Below are 14,175 nucleotides of genomic sequence, written 5' to 3'. Positions count from 1 at the left end.
ACTTATTGCCGTACCAGGCCAAGTCGACCTTGTCGAAGCGCATCGCCTGGATAACGGCGGCGTAGTCGGTGGCGAAGAAGGGCTTAATCTCACGGCCAAGTTCGCGGGACATGTCATCCAGGAAGGGCTGCCACTGGTCCGCCTGGTTCTGGCTGGACTCGGTGGAGATGATGCCGAAGTTGAGAGTCTCGGCGGCCAGGGTCAGCTGACTGGCGAACAGGCTGGCGCCGGCGACCAGCGGCAGTGCGAAACGACGAAACGCGAAGCGGGACATGGGTAGGTCTCCTTGGGATGTCGAGTAAGCGTCAAGTGGTTGGGCTGGGTGTTACCCCAAAGCACCGATGGCATTGCCGATGTCTTGGGGAGCCGGCTTGGCACGCAGCTCATCCAGGCCAGCATTGGCATAGAGCGCCTCGAGGCGAGCATCGGTAAGGTCGCTGGTGGGTCCATCGAAGTAGAGCCGGCCCTCCTTCAGCGCGATGGTTCGCGGGCAGAAGCGGCGAGCCACTTCCACCTGATGCAGGGTGACCAGCACGGTGCGACCGTCCTCGGCGTTGATACCGGCCAGGATCTCCATCACTTCGCGGGAGCTACGCGGGTCCAGTGAGGCAATGGGCTCATCGGCGAGGATGATGTCCGCGTCCTGCATCAGAACGCGGGCGATGGCTACCCGCTGCATCTGGCCGCCGGAGAGGGTGTTGGCCCGCTGATGGGCCAGGGAGTCGATGCCGACCCGCGCCAGGGCGCGCAGTGCCCGGTGGGTCTCCTCGGCGGTGAAGCGCCCCAGCAGGGAGCGGCCACGCGGCATGCTGCCCAGACGGCCGATCAGCACATTGGTAAGCACGCTCAGGCGGCCGACGAGGTTGAACTGCTGGAAGATGTAACCGGTACGGCAGCGCTCGGCGCGGGTGCGGCGAGTGAGGTGGCCAGCGCTCTGGATGTCGCGACCGAGTACCTCGATGCGGCTGTGGCTATTGCGGTTGGCACGCGTCAGGCCGGCCATATGGCGCATCAGGGTGGACTTGCCGGAGCCTGACGGACCTACCAGGGCAACCATCTCGCCGGGGGATACCGAAAAGCCGACGTCGCGAAGGACCGGACGCTGGCCGAAGGTCTTGCTGACCCGATCGACCAGGATGCTGTGAATCGACATGATGCCTCTCCTCTTGGGAATGGCATCAGTGTCGGGGCGTCAGGTTAACGGCAGTTGTCTAGACAATGATGATCTCGTGACACGAGCGCCTCACTGAAGAAAGGAGCTCGCCGCTCCAGGGTGAGCCACTATCAGAAAATCAATCAGTTAGATAACGAATGCCACAAAAACGACATCCTGATGAAAGCCAATCGCCACAAAAGACGATGGTCGAAAAAGCAACTTCCCAAGCATGACTAAACACTTGTCACCCCCGGCACATAGGTGCGCCGCTCCAGCCACCCAAGCAGGCTGGCCACCGTAGAGGTCAGGGCCAGGTAGATGATCCCTGCCCACAGGAAGACCAGGAAGAAGTCCAGTGTTCGGGAGCCGATATCCGAGGCGATAGAGGTGATTTCTACCACACCGATGGTGTAGGCGATGGAAGTAAACTTCAGCTCGATAATGGCCTCGTTCGACCATTGAGGAATAACACGCCTCAACGCCTGAGGCAGCATGATATGGCGAATGGCCTGCCATTGGGTCATGCCACAAGCCCGCGCCGCTACCAACTGCCCTTTGGGAACCGAGAGTACCGAGCCGCGGAAGTACTCTGCCTGGTAGGCGGCACTGTTCAAGGTAATGGCGATCACCGCTGCGGTGAAGGCATCAAAGACAATGCCGACATGCGGTAGCCCAAGATAGATGAAGAACATCTGCACCAGCATTGGTGTGCCACGAAAGAGCTCCACATAGCAGGTGCTCAGCCAGTAGAAGAGCCGGTTGCCATAGACCCTGGCCCAACAGAGCACCAGACCCAGAAGGAACCCCAAGGTGATGGCTATCACCCATAGCGCCAGCGTCACCGGGACCCCCTTGAGAAGCTCAGGCAGCCACTCGATACCAAACTCGATAAACTCTCTCATGGCTCATCCATGCTCCGCGATGACATTGAGAAACGCCCTGGTGCGCTCATTGACAGCAGAGTTGAAGAGCACATCGGGCGCACCCTGCTCGACGATGTGCCCCTTCTCCATGAAGATGATCTCGTCAGCGGCCTGGCGGGCAAAGCTCATCTCATGGGTCACCACCACCATGGTCATTCCCTCGGCAGCGAGCTGTTGCATGACCCTGACCACCTCCCCTGTCAGCTCCGGGTCAAGGGCAGACGTCGGCTCATCGAAGAGCAGCACATCGGGATCCATGGCCAGAGCTCGGGCAATGGAAACACGCTGCTGTTGGCCACCGGAAAGCTCAGCCGGATAGGCAGCCGCCTTGTCACCCAGCCCGACCCGTTCCAGCTCACGATGAGCCCGCTGGGTAGCGGTATCCTTGTCGACACCACTCACCTTGATCTGGCAGATTCGTACGTTGTCCAGCACCGTCAGGTGCGTAAACAGGTTGAAGTCTTGGAAGACAAACCCCATGCGTGCGCGCATGGTATCGATATTTTTATCCAGTACTTCTTCACCGTTGAGGTAGATCCGCCCGGCATCCGGCACGGTGAGGTAATTGATACAGCGCAGCAAGGTACTTTTCCCTGAGCCGGAGGGGCCAATCAGCACCTTGGTCTCTCCTTTTCGCAACCCGAACCCGATGCCTTTCAATACTTCAAGACCCTCATAGGCCTTCTTTACATCTTGCACGTCGAGGATAAGATTATCGGCCATTCTTAACGGTCCTGTCGGATTATTTTTCGAAGCCCGGCACGGCAAGTTTTCGCTCAAAGGCATACAAGAGGCTATTTCCTGTACGGTTAAGAACAAAGTACAAGAGTGCTACCACGGCAAAGACTGTCAGCACATTTCCTTGTGTGCTGGTAATGATGTAATGGGCCTGGCGTGTCAGCTCGACGACACCGATGACATAGGCCAGCGATGTCTCTTTAATTTCCGAGGAAAACTCGTTAGTCCATGGACCGATGGCATGGCGAGCCGCCTGAGGAAAAATGATATGACGTATCGCCTTAGTCCTTGACATGCCCATCGCACGAGCAGCCATCATCTGACCCGACGGCACCGATTGGAAGGCACTTCGGAAGATCTGTGATTGATAGGCGGCCGAGCGCAGTCCCATGGCAAGAATGGCCGCACCAAACGCCGATATATCGAAGATGCCCGATATCCCATAGAAGAAGATAAACAACATGATGATAATCGGCACACCCCTGAAGACTCGCTCATAGAGCTTCAGTGGCCACTGAACAAGGCGCGTCTTGGGACCATACAGCTGTAAAAGGCAGATCGCCATGCCGATGACAAACCCGATCAACAGCAGGGCTGCCAACAGCACGATGGCAACGCCAAGCCCCTTCAGCAAGAAAGGAAAATCACGCCATAGTACGTCGTAGATGTCCATGCCCACTTCCTGATGTGACGAGCGCCCTCCCAGGGGGAGAGCACTCGACGTCAACGTGACTTACTCGTTCCCCAGTTCGGGAAGTCCGGCGACAGGCTTCTGGTAGGTATCCACGAAGTCAGGCATGTACCCTGGGATGGTCGGAACCGACACACCGGGGATATACTCGTCGACGATCTTGCCCCACTCCCCCGATTCATAAATCGCGAGAATCCCCTGGTTCAGGTCACCCAGAATCTCCCGAGGGTCATCCTTGGAAACGGCCAGCGCCAGAGGAGCGCGAATATAGATCTTGCCCGCCATCTTCACCGGCTTGCCGGCATTGATATATTCCTGGGCGGAGGTGTCATCGACAATGACGGAAGAGATACGACCAATCGCCATGTCATCCACTGCGGTGACGTAGTTGTCGTATTTCGCCAGCTCGACATCGATGTCACCGGAGTTCACGACGTTTTCTTCCATCCAGGCCTGCTGGGAGGACCCGCCCTGAACCCCGACACGGGCACCACAGCAAACGGCGGTAAACACATTGAGGTCAGAGTCTTCCGGCACCAGGACGACGTCATTGGTTTCCCACCAGGGGATGGTGAAGTCGATGTTCTGACTTCGCTCCTCCGTTACGGTCAGCCCCGTTGCCAGGATATCGATCTTCTCCGCGGCCAGCGCGGGAATCAGCGATGGAAATGGCATATCCTGGAACTCTATCTCGATACCAGCCTCCTCGGCGATGGCTTCCATGGCATCGATGGCAATGCCCTTGAACTCACCGGCTTCGACATAAGCCCACGGGGGAAAGGAGGCTTCGACACCTACCGTATAGGATTCGTCTTGTGCTGATGCTATCGTAGAAAATCCACCGCCCAGCATGACAGTTCCCATGACGGCGGCGGGGAGAATAGATATTGTTAATTTCATGGTATCTCTCGCGTTTTTCTTGGTGAATTTATTTTCCGCACAACTAATATGAACGACGACTTCCCAAGCTGTCAAAGCCTCTTATGGTTATTTATGAGTTTCGATGATGCTGTCTTCACGGCGGTAAACCTTCCATGAATTCATAGTTGCCTGCGCCACCGACTCTCGACGGTTTCCAACTCGGCTGGGCCATAGATGGCCCGTTCGTGTCGCCCGTAATGGGCCCAGAGCTGGTCGCCGGCGTCGTAGTGCCACCACTCGCTGGGCAGGTTGGTGAAACCCGCCCCGTGCATCACCGTGTAGAGCAGTCGGCGGTTGTCACGTATCTGCCGCTGCCGATCCGTGGGGTGTTCGAGCGTCTCGAAGTAGGCGGTGTGGGAGGCTGGCACCGCTTCATCGAAGAGCGTGCCCATGTCGAGCGGCAGCCCGTCGATATCGCTCAGGGTCACGTCCACCGCCCCGCCGGTCAGGTGGGGGCTGGGCGCATCGGGCTCGTGGCTGGGCACCGAGACGAACTCGCGGGTGCGCGCCAGCAGCGCCTCCTGGTCGAGCTCGGGGTGGTGGGCGCGAATCGCGTCCTGCAGGGTATCGAACAGGTACTGCTGCACCCGCCAGGGGCGCCAGCCGTCGAGGATGATCAGCCCCATCCCTTCGGGCAGCGAACGCGCCACCCTGAGCAGGCGACGATACACCCCTTCCCGCACGTAGCACTCGTTCACCGCACCTGGCACGCCCTGCTTGGCGTACACGGGGAACACCTTGATCGGTGCGGGCGCCAGGCTGAGCGGCATCAACGGCTCATCGCTGCCCTGGATGGGGATCCGGCTCAGCACCGGCCAGTCCGGCTCGGGCCTCTCGACGATCGGGGTGGCAGTCAGCTGAGAAAGGGAGTCCGTCATGTCACTATCCAAGCAGGGTGGGTAACCAGAGCGTCAGCCCCGGGAACAGGATCAGGAGCAACAGCACCAGCACCGCCGTCAGCACGAAGGGCCAGATGGTCCGAAACAGCGAGACGATCTCCAGGCGGCTGACCGCGGCGGCGACGAACACGCAGGCCCCCATGGGCGGGGTGATCAAGGCGATAGTGATGTTGAGGGTGATGATGATGCCCAGGTGCACCGGGTCGATCCCGGCCATCATCGCCACCGGGGAGAAGATCGGCGTCAGCAGCATCAGCGCCGACACCTCCTCCATGAACATGCCGGTGACGAAGGTGATCAGGCTCAGCATCAGCAGGATCACCACCGGCTTATCGATGTAGGGCGCCAGCAGCTCGACGAACTGGTTGGGCACCTGGGCGTAGGAGAGCAGCCAGCTGATGGTGGCCGAGGCCGCCATGATCAGGAAGATGGCCGAGGTCAGCCGCGTGGTATCGACGATGGCCTTCCACAGCTCGGCCAGGCGAAGGTTGCCGAGCGCGGCGCCGCAGAGCGCGACATACAGGGCGGTCAGGGCGCCGGATTCGGTCGGCGTGACGAACCCCAGTACGATACCCGCCACTATGATGAAGGGGGCCACCAATGCCGGGAGTGCCCCCACCGCAGTGACCAGCAGTTCGCGTGCGCTGGGCAGCCCGCCCCGCTTCTCCATCCCGACACGCCAGGCATACCAGGCGTTCATGCCCATGAAGGCCACGCCCAGCAGCAGCCCGGGAATTACCCCCGCGAGGAAGAGGTCGCCCACCGAGGTGTTGGTCAGCGAGGCATAGAGGATCATGAAGATGCTCGGCGGAATGATCGGCCCGATCAGCGAGCTGCCGGCGGTGAGCCCGGCGGCGAAGGCGGTGGAGTAGCCTTCCTTGCGCATCGGTGGGACCAGCAGCGAGCCCAGCGCTGAGGTATCGGCGACCGCCGAGCCGTTGACCCCGGCGAAGAACACGCTGGACACCACGTTGACGTGCCCCATGCCCCCGCGCAGGTGGCCCACCAGCAGCTTGGCAAAGGCCATCAAGCGATCGGTGAGGCGAGTCACGTTCATCAGGTTGCCGGCCAGGATGAACAGCGGGATGGCCATCAACGAGAAGGCATTGATGCCGCCGAAGAACTGCTGCGGCAGCATGCGCGGAATCATGCTGGGGTCGACGAACAGGAAGCCCACCAGTGAGGTGGCCAGCAGGGAGACGAACAACGGCAGCCCCAGCAACACGTGCACCAGGAAGACAGCGAGCATGGTCAGGGTCATGACGCTTCCTCCGTCTCCGCCGTCTCCGACAGTTCCTTGAGAGGAGCCGGTCCGTACCAGAGCGCCTGCCAGGCCAGCAGCGCAAAACCTATCGGCATCGCCATCATCGGCACCGTGCGGCTGATCCCCAGCCCCTGGCTGGTGAACATGGAGACCGACTGCGCATAGCGATAGCTGAAGATCGCCGCGGCGATGGCGATGCTGAGCGTGAGCAGCCATTGGTACAGGTTGAGCAGACGGCGCAGTGACACCGGCAGCAGCCGCTCGATCAGCGCGACCCGCATATGACCGCCCTCGACCCAGACGGCACCGGCGGCCAGCAGGACGCTGCCGATGATCAGGTAGCGAGCCAGCTCATCTGTCCAGATGGGGGCCCCACCGGCGAGGTAGCGCATGAAGACGCCATACAGAATGATGGCCAGATCGATCAGCAGCAGTGTGCTGGCCACAGACAATGACACACGGCGGCTGATACCCAGCACGCGAGCGTTGAGGGATGACATGAAGGATTCCGGGATTGTCGCGGTTTGAGACCCAGGGCAGGCACTGAGGCCTGCCCCGTGGGATGGCGATGACTACTCGGTCAGGTGGGTCATGCCGGCGTCTTCGAGTGCCATCTCGATGAAGCGCGGCTCTATGTCACGCTCGCCTAGCCACTCCAGGTAGGCGGGCTGGCCCAGCTCACGAAACTCATCCAACTCTTCCTGAGACGGCCGGATGATTTCCATGCCCTGCTCTTCGAGGAAGGCGATACGCTCGTCCACCTGAGCCGCGTTGTGTTCACGTGCCATCTGGTTGGCCTCCTCGACGGCCTCCAGGAAGGCGCCACGCATCTCCTCGTCCCATCCATCGATCATCGCGCCGTTGCCGACCAGGAATTGGTCCGAGTACTGGATATTGGCCAGGGTGAGGTAGTCCTGCACCTCATAGAGGCTGCCCAGGATGATGTACATGGGCGGGTTCATCTGGCCATCGGCAACCCCGGTGCGCAGCGCCATGTAGACCTCGGTCCACGGGATCGGGGTGCCGGAGGCGCCGAAGGCCTCGTAGAGGGCGACCTGGCTGGGGTCCATGGCGCGGAAGCGCAACCCCTCGAAGTCCTCGGGTGAAGAGATCGGGCGCTCGTCGTTGGTGAAGGCCAGGAAACCGCCCTCCTCCACCACGGCGAGCAGCTCCAGGCCGGTACGCTCACGCAGCGCGTCTTCCACCGCCTGCCAGTACTGGCCCTCGTCGAAGAAGGTGCGCGCCGATTCGAAGTCGTCGAACAGGAAGGGAATCGCGCTGACGAAGATCTCAGGCACCACCGGCGACATGCCGGCGAAGGAGGCGATGTTCAGGCTGGGAGTGTTCATCACCTGCTCCATGCGCTCCTGCTCTTCGCCCAGCTGGCTATTGGCGTAGAGCTTCAGCTCGATCTCACCCTCGGTCTTCTCCTCGACCAGTTGCTTCAGGTTGGTGGCGAAGACGTGCACGGCATTCTTCTCGGGATCCGGCGCGCCGTTATAGCCGATGTTGACGGTGGTGGCAGCCTGGGCATTGCCGGCAAAGGCAGCGGCGAGACAGGCCGTCAGAAGCGGTGCACCGGCTAATGAACGACTAATACGAGAGGTGAGAGGCTTGCGAGTAGACAGGGTCATGCTGATCTCCATGGCTTGTTGTTGGTGAAGACCCGGCGACGCCGGTATATCAGCAGATTAGGCGTTGACGCGTTGACTATTCAAACCTGATAGCGCTGATATTTTATCAACGCCCGCTCTCAAGCAGTCGCGGGGCGTCGGCCTTGAAGAAGCGCATCCCCCGACGCAGGTGGTCGAGGCAGGCACTGGCCGCCACGGTGAGCTCGCGCCCGGCCAGGCTCACGATCTGGGCACGGGCCTCACTGAGGACCGGGTAGGCCATCGGCAGTACGGTGATGTCACCCTGGCGGATCTCCTCGGCGACCGTCAGCTCGGGCATGAAGGTGATGCCGATCCCCGAGCGTACGAAGTTCTTGAGCACCGCCACGGAGTTGGTATGCAGGCGGGGGGTGATGGCCAGACGCTCTTGGTGTGCCACGGCGTCCACCATCTGGCGCATCCCGAAGGGGCTGTCCATCAGCCCGATGGGCCACTCGCCCAGCGCCTGAAGCGTCACCGGGCTTCCCATGGCCGTGAGGGGGTGGCCGGCCGGCACGATCAGGTCCAGCGGCTGTCGTGTCTCGACATGGCACTCAAGCTGAGTGTCCACCGGCGGTGCATAGAGCAGGGCCAGATCGACGTCACGCTGCTTCACTAGCGCCATGGCCTCGTTGACGCCGGCCATGATGATCTCCAGTTCGATGCCGGGGTAGGCGGTCATGAAGGTCTGCATCGGAGCCGAGATGAGGTCGGCGATAAACCCCTCCCCCACCGCGATGCGGACCTGACCACTGACCAGGCCTTGCAGCGCCGATAATCGGGAGATCACCGCCGCTTCGGCATCCTGCTGGGCGTGGTAGTGCGCTACCAGCAGGCGTCCCGCCTCGGTAAGCCGGACGCCACCCGCATGGCGCTCCATCACCTGAGCGTCGACCACCTCCTCCAGCTGGCGGATCTGGCGGCTGATGGCGGCCACATCGATGTTCAGGTAGGTGGCCGCCTGACGCAGGGAGCCGCGTCGCATCACTTCGCTCAGGTACGCCAGCGCCCGAGGGTTCAGCATGGTGGAGAAACGCCTGTCTGAAATGGGTGGCATAGACGATACCACCCCGCCTGCCAGTGCGCGTCCTCTACCCGGAGAAGCCGATCCGCGCCTTGGATCACACCCCCTCCACTTCGATACCCTGCCTAGCGAGCCAGCCCTTGCGCTGCTGATAGTCCGGCATGGCGCGCTCCAGGCGGCGCCAGAAGGCGGGGGTGTGGTGGGGCTCGTGCAGGTGAACCAGCTCGTGGACGACCACGTACTCGGCGATGTGGCGGGGCAGCAGGATCGTCTTCCAGTGGAAGTAGACCCGGTTGCCCTTGCCGCAGGAGCCCCAGCGGTAGCCAAGGTCCTGCACCACCACCCCGGCGGGCTCGACGCCCATCCGCCGGGCGTGTTCCTTCACCCTGGCGGTGAGCCAGTCGCTGGCGCGGGCGCTGTACCAGCGAACGAAGTGCTCCCGGGCGTCGGGTAGCGCGTCCTCGCGGAGCTGGAAGCGGCCGGCGGCGAGCTTGAGCGGGGCGTCCTGGGTGTCATTGGCCACCCGCTTGAGCCGGTAGCTGCGCCCCAGGTAGAGGAACCCCTCGCCGTTGACGTACTCCTTGCGCGGCAGCCTCCGGCGGCGTTCGGCCTTCTCGACCAGCTTGCGATAGATCCACAGCCGCTTCTCGAGCACGAAGTCGCGCAGCAGCTGCGCGTCGGTGCCGGTGGGGGCGGCGATCACCAGCTCGCCGTCGCGGTCCACGGTGATCTCCAGCGTCTTGCGCCGCGAGCTCTCGCGCACCTCGAAGGTGAGATCGTCCACGGCCAGCTGCGTCATGCGTTCACCAGCTTCTGATGGTTGCTGCGCGCCAGGTCGAAGAGCCGCTCGGCGGTGGCCTCGGCCTGGTCGATAGGCACCAGGCTGCCCATCATCAGCTGGCTGAACAGGTGCTGCTTGAGGCGCTCCTGGTCGGGAATATGGGAGGGCTTCCAGAAGTCGGGAATGGCGATCTCCTGCTGGATCGTGGCCACCACCTCCTCGGTGGCGTCGAGCAATTTCTGGGCGGTGGCCGAGTCGATGGTCTCCGGTTCCAGGCCGGCGCTGGCCATCAGCTCGCGCCAGAAGGGCTGAGCATGGGCGGGCATATCTGGGATGTCTTCTTCGGGACCGGGTGCACCATCCCGCAACTGCTCAATCAGCGCCTTGAACGCCTCCACCTGCTCGGCCCACTGGCCATCGAGCTGGTCGAGCAGCTCCTCCAGGCGCTCGCTCAAGCGCCCGTACTTCACCGGGTCCTCGTCCATATGCTTGCGCACGTGGGAGCGCACCGCGTGCTCCATCTCCGAGGCCTTGGCCCGGTCGCCCACCTGGCGGCCGATATGGTCATCGAACTCGGCGTCGGTGAGCTGTACCGGCGGGATGCGCGGGTCGATACCGAGCGAGATCACGTAGTCGTCGATCAGCTTGCGCACCTTGTTGCCGATGTCGCGGCCGAGCTCCGGGGTGTCCTTGTAGCGGTTCCGGGCCAGGGCGTGAATGTAGGCAAGCCGCTTGGCGTCGTTGACGAACTCCAGCCCCTCGGGACGCGGCAGCACGTCATCCAGGCCGCGGTTGAACGCCTTAAGCTTGACCACAAATTCGGCGCGCACCCGCTCGTCGGCGAGCGCCTGCACCGCCTCCTCGACGTTGTCGAGGTCGTCCACCCCCTGGGCGCGCAGCACGTCGATCACCCGCAGATGGCGGTCGCGCAACAGCGGGATCTCGTCCTTGAGGCTCTGCAGGGCGCCCTCTATGTCCTCCTCGCTGTAGGCGGCCAGCGCCTCCTTGAGGTGGTTGGCCACGCCGAAGTAATCCACCACGATCCCGTGGCTCTTGCCGTGGCCGGTGCGGTTGACCCGGGCGATGGCCTGCAGCAGCTCCGCCTCGCGCAGCGAGCGGTCCAGGTACATCACCCCCTCGATGGGGGCATCGAAGCCGGTGAGCAGCATGCTCTTCACGATCAGGAAGGCCAGCGGGTCGTGCTTGGCGGGGTCCTTGGGGGGTGCCCCATCCAGCGGCGGCAGCGGCTTCTTGAAGCGCTTGATGTGATTCTCGACGGCGGCACGCTCGCTCCACCTGGCCCAGGTGGGGTCGTCGTTGTTGCCGCTGCTGAATACCACCGCGAACTCAAGCTCGCGCAGCACGTGGCGATAGCGCCAGGCCTGGATCGCTGCCTTGACCTGGGGCGGTCGCAGCAGCAGCTCGCTATCCTCCAGTGCCTTGTCCTCGGGGGAGAGCGCCAGCGCCTCCTCCAGAAGCTCGGCCTTGGCCTGCTCGAGGGCCTCGAAGTAGCGCAGGGCCGCCCGGCGGCTGTAGGCCACCAGCTGGGCCTTGTAGCCGTTGGGCAGGATGTGGGTGACGTAGTGGCGCAGGATGTCCTGGGCCTTCTCCTGGATCAGCTGCGGCGCCTCGAAGATCTGCCCCTTGGTGGCGTACTTCTTCTTGATCGCCTCCAGCTCCTCCTTGCTGTGGTCGCGGAACAGGTCCTCGAACAGGCCGTCGAGGCTGGCGCCGTCCTTGATCGCCCCCTTGGCGGTGCGCCCCTCGTAGAGGATCGGCACCGTGGCGCCGTCCTGCTCCGCCTCCTTGATGGTGTAGCGGTCGATGTACTCGCCGAAGATGTCGTGGGTGCGCTTCTTGTCGCCCATGATGATCGGCGTGCCGGTGAAGCCGATGCGAGCGGCGTTGGGCAGGGCGCGCATCATGTTGGCGTGCAGGTCGCCGGCCTGGGTGCGGTGGGCCTCGTCCACCAGGATCAGTATGTCCTCGCTGGTATTGAGCACCTCGAAGGGCTCGCTCAGGGTGGGCTTCCTAGGCGTGCCGTTGGCATAGAGAGTTGGCTCGGCGGCATCGCGGCGGCCCGTGTCGAGCCCGCCACCGCCGCCAGCCTCCTCCGGCTCCTGCCCTGCCTCGCTTTCGCCCTCGGCGTCCGGGTCGCGGTACTTCTGGATGGTACCGAACACCAGGCCGGGGCCGTCGCGGCCCAGCAGCTTCTTGAGCTGGACGGTGTTGCCGGCCTTTTCGACGCTCTCGCCGGTAAGCTCTGCCGTCTCCGACAATTGCTTCTGCAGGTCCTTGCGATCGGTGATCACCACCACCTTGAAGCGGCGCAGCGCCGGGTCGGTACGCAGCTTGCGCACCAGGAAGACCATGGAGAGGCTCTTGCCGCTGCCCTGGGTATGCCAGACGATGCCGCCGCGGCGGTCGCTCTCGCCGTCCTGGCGGCGCGTCTTGCCGCTCTTGAGGCGCTCCACGGCCCGGGTGACGCCACGGAACTGCTGATAGCGGCACACCAGCTTGATGGTCTGGCCGCCGACGTTCATGAACAGGGTGTAGTGGCGCACGATGTCGAGCAGGTTGGCCCGGGTGAGCATGCCGGCGATCAGGCGCTGCTGGGCAGAGAGATCCGCCACGCCGAGGTCGATGGCCACCTCCGCCTCGCGCAGCGGCGCCACCGTCTTCCAGCTCAGGTAGTGGGCGAAGCGGGCACCGATGGTGCCGACCCGTGCCTCGTCGAAGTTGCTGGCCACCAGGAACTGGCTGGTGGCGAACAGCGCCGGCGCCCCCTCGTGCTCGCCGACCTCGTTCTCCAGGAAGCGCTGGTCGTGGTAACGACGCAGCTGATCCACCGCCTGGCTGAGGCCCTCCGGGACGGTGCGGCTCTTGCACTCCACCACCACCAGCGGGATGCCATTCACGAACAGCACCAGATCGGGTATCACGTGCCCCTTGGCCGAGTCGTGGCCGGGCGGGCACTTCACCTTGAACTGGTTGACCACGGTGAAGACGTTGTTGGCGGGCTCGTCCCAGTCGATATAGCGCAGAATCTGACCGCGGCCGCCATCCCAGCCCTCGAGTCCCTCCACCGGCAAGCCATTTTGAAGCAGCTCGGTGGCCTGCTGGTTGGCCTCCAGCACCTTGCTGGCAGGAAGCCGGGTGATGGCCGCCACCGCCTGGTCGAGGCGCGCCTCATCGAGCCAGGGTTCGCCGTCGCGCAGATTGATCTCGCGTAGCCGCTCGCGCAGCAGGGGCTCCATCACCACCTGGGCGAAGCTCTCGCGGTGGGTCACGGCGGGATCGTCCACCGACCCGGCCAGGAACTCCCAGCCCTGACCGACCAGCTGGTCGATGAAGGGCTTTTCGACGTCCGTGTACTCGGGTCCTGTCAAACCGGAACTCCTTGTGCCAGTAGAAGGTGACTATCTTTCGCTGACCCGTGCCGGCGGAAGCAGGGCCTCACCGGTAAGGCGCTCCAGCGCCAGCGCTATCAGGCGGTCCGAGAAGAGCCGCAGCTTGCGCTGGCCGGCAATGTCATTGGGCCAGTGCCGCAGACCCTCTTTGATAGCCTCAACGGTCGGCTCGACACGCTCCTGGCTGACCAGCCAGTCCAGTGTCGCCAGTACCTCCATGCCCAGCGGTGACTGGAAACCGTCGATCAGGGCATCGACCTCCTCGAGCACCTCGGCGTAGGGGCGTGCCTCAGCGCTGCGCAGATAGGCACCGAGGCGTTCGCGCCGCGATTCATCGAACCACACCACTTCCTCAGGCGAAGCATCGTTAATGCGCTTCTCGCTATGCAGGTAGCTGCCGTCCAGGCCATTGAGCAGGTGACGCAGCCGGTCGGAGTAGGGGCCATAGCGGTGGGGCTGGAACTGCAGAACGAGGGGATTCTTCAGGCCATGGTCGAGAATACGGCGCTCCATCAGCCAGGCGAGCTTCTGGACCTCCAGCAGCGAACACTCGATGCCCAGAACCCAGTAGCGGCGCACCAGCTCGGCGATCAGCGCCCGCGCTGGCGTCAGCTTATCGACGCCTGAGCGCTTGGCGACATTCTGATACTCGGCGGTGGGCTCAAAGACCAGCACCCGGACGTTATCCAGCTCACCTAGCCCGGATTTCTCATAGT

13 protein-coding genes and 1 pseudogene are annotated in these 14,175 nt (G+C 63.0%); all 14 read right to left on the bottom strand.

Features of this window, described 5'->3' with window-relative positions; all coding sequences use genetic code 11:
• Nucleotides 1-274: PhnD/SsuA/transferrin family substrate-binding protein (locus Q673_RS0118865; RefSeq protein WP_031218868.1), on the bottom strand; the 274-nt coding region annotated here is incomplete at its 3' end.
• A gap of 51 nt (nucleotides 275-325) precedes the next feature.
• On the bottom strand, nucleotides 326-1,153 hold the full coding sequence (gene phnC, locus Q673_RS35180) for a phosphonate ABC transporter ATP-binding protein (RefSeq protein WP_023007515.1): 828 nt from the start codon (nucleotides 1,151-1,153) through the stop codon (nucleotides 326-328).
• Nucleotides 1,154-1,389: 236 nt separating this feature from the next.
• A complete protein-coding gene (locus Q673_RS35175) occupies nucleotides 1,390-2,058 on the bottom strand; it encodes an amino acid ABC transporter permease (protein ID WP_023007514.1) in 669 nt (222 codons plus the stop codon).
• 3 nt (nucleotides 2,059-2,061) lie between these two features.
• On the bottom strand, nucleotides 2,062-2,802 hold the full coding sequence (locus tag Q673_RS35170; RefSeq protein ID WP_023007513.1) for an amino acid ABC transporter ATP-binding protein: 741 nt from the start codon (nucleotides 2,800-2,802) through the stop codon (nucleotides 2,062-2,064).
• Between the two features lie 19 nt (nucleotides 2,803-2,821).
• On the bottom strand, nucleotides 2,822-3,490 hold the full coding sequence (locus tag Q673_RS35165) for an amino acid ABC transporter permease (protein ID WP_023007512.1): 669 nt from the start codon (nucleotides 3,488-3,490) through the stop codon (nucleotides 2,822-2,824).
• A gap of 60 nt (nucleotides 3,491-3,550) precedes the next feature.
• Nucleotides 3,551-4,408, bottom strand: coding sequence for an ABC transporter substrate-binding protein (locus Q673_RS35160; protein ID WP_081712110.1), 858 nt, complete (start codon nucleotides 4,406-4,408; stop codon nucleotides 3,551-3,553).
• A gap of 140 nt (nucleotides 4,409-4,548) precedes the next feature.
• Nucleotides 4,549-5,307: a M15 family metallopeptidase gene (locus Q673_RS35155; protein ID WP_023007510.1), complete on the bottom strand. Its 759-nt coding sequence runs from the start codon at nucleotides 5,305-5,307 to the stop codon at nucleotides 4,549-4,551.
• 4 nt (nucleotides 5,308-5,311) lie between these two features.
• Complete coding sequence (locus Q673_RS35150) at nucleotides 5,312-6,589, bottom strand: TRAP transporter large permease (RefSeq protein ID WP_023007509.1); 1,278 nt, start codon at nucleotides 6,587-6,589, stop codon at nucleotides 5,312-5,314.
• Entirely contained in the window at nucleotides 6,586-7,092 is a 507-nt protein-coding gene (locus tag Q673_RS35145; RefSeq protein ID WP_023007508.1) for a TRAP transporter small permease, read from the bottom strand. Before Q673_RS35145 ends, Q673_RS35150 begins: the two co-directional genes overlap by 4 nt.
• A 72-nt stretch (nucleotides 7,093-7,164) precedes the next feature.
• The gene (locus Q673_RS35140; RefSeq protein ID WP_031218864.1) at nucleotides 7,165-8,226 is read right to left on the bottom strand and encodes a TRAP transporter substrate-binding protein; all 1,062 of its coding nucleotides are present in this window, start codon (nucleotides 8,224-8,226) and stop codon (nucleotides 7,165-7,167) included.
• 106 nt (nucleotides 8,227-8,332) lie between these two features.
• Nucleotides 8,333-9,268, bottom strand: coding sequence for a LysR family transcriptional regulator (locus Q673_RS35135; RefSeq protein WP_023007506.1), 936 nt, complete (start codon nucleotides 9,266-9,268; stop codon nucleotides 8,333-8,335).
• A 97-nt stretch (nucleotides 9,269-9,365) separates the two neighbouring features.
• Nucleotides 9,366-10,067 carry a M48 family metallopeptidase gene (locus tag Q673_RS35130; RefSeq protein WP_023007505.1) on the bottom strand — a complete coding sequence of 234 codons (702 nt, stop codon included), beginning with the start codon at nucleotides 10,065-10,067 and terminating at the stop codon, nucleotides 9,366-9,368.
• The gene (locus tag Q673_RS35125; protein ID WP_023007504.1) at nucleotides 10,064-13,438 is read right to left on the bottom strand and encodes a type I restriction endonuclease subunit R; all 3,375 of its coding nucleotides are present in this window, start codon (nucleotides 13,436-13,438) and stop codon (nucleotides 10,064-10,066) included. Before Q673_RS35125 ends, Q673_RS35130 begins: the two co-directional genes overlap by 4 nt.
• Nucleotides 13,439-13,468: 30 nt before the next feature.
• Nucleotides 13,469-14,175: pseudogene (locus tag Q673_RS35120) on the bottom strand (type II toxin-antitoxin system antitoxin DNA ADP-ribosyl glycohydrolase DarG); the annotation flags it as partial.

It is taken from the genome of Halomonas sp. PBN3 (assembly GCF_000475415.1).
In the GTDB taxonomy this organism is placed as follows: domain Bacteria; phylum Pseudomonadota; class Gammaproteobacteria; order Pseudomonadales; family Halomonadaceae; genus Halomonas; species Halomonas shengliensis.
The sequence above is the reverse complement of the archived record's forward strand: the minus strand, read 5'-3'. Positions and strand labels throughout refer to the sequence as shown.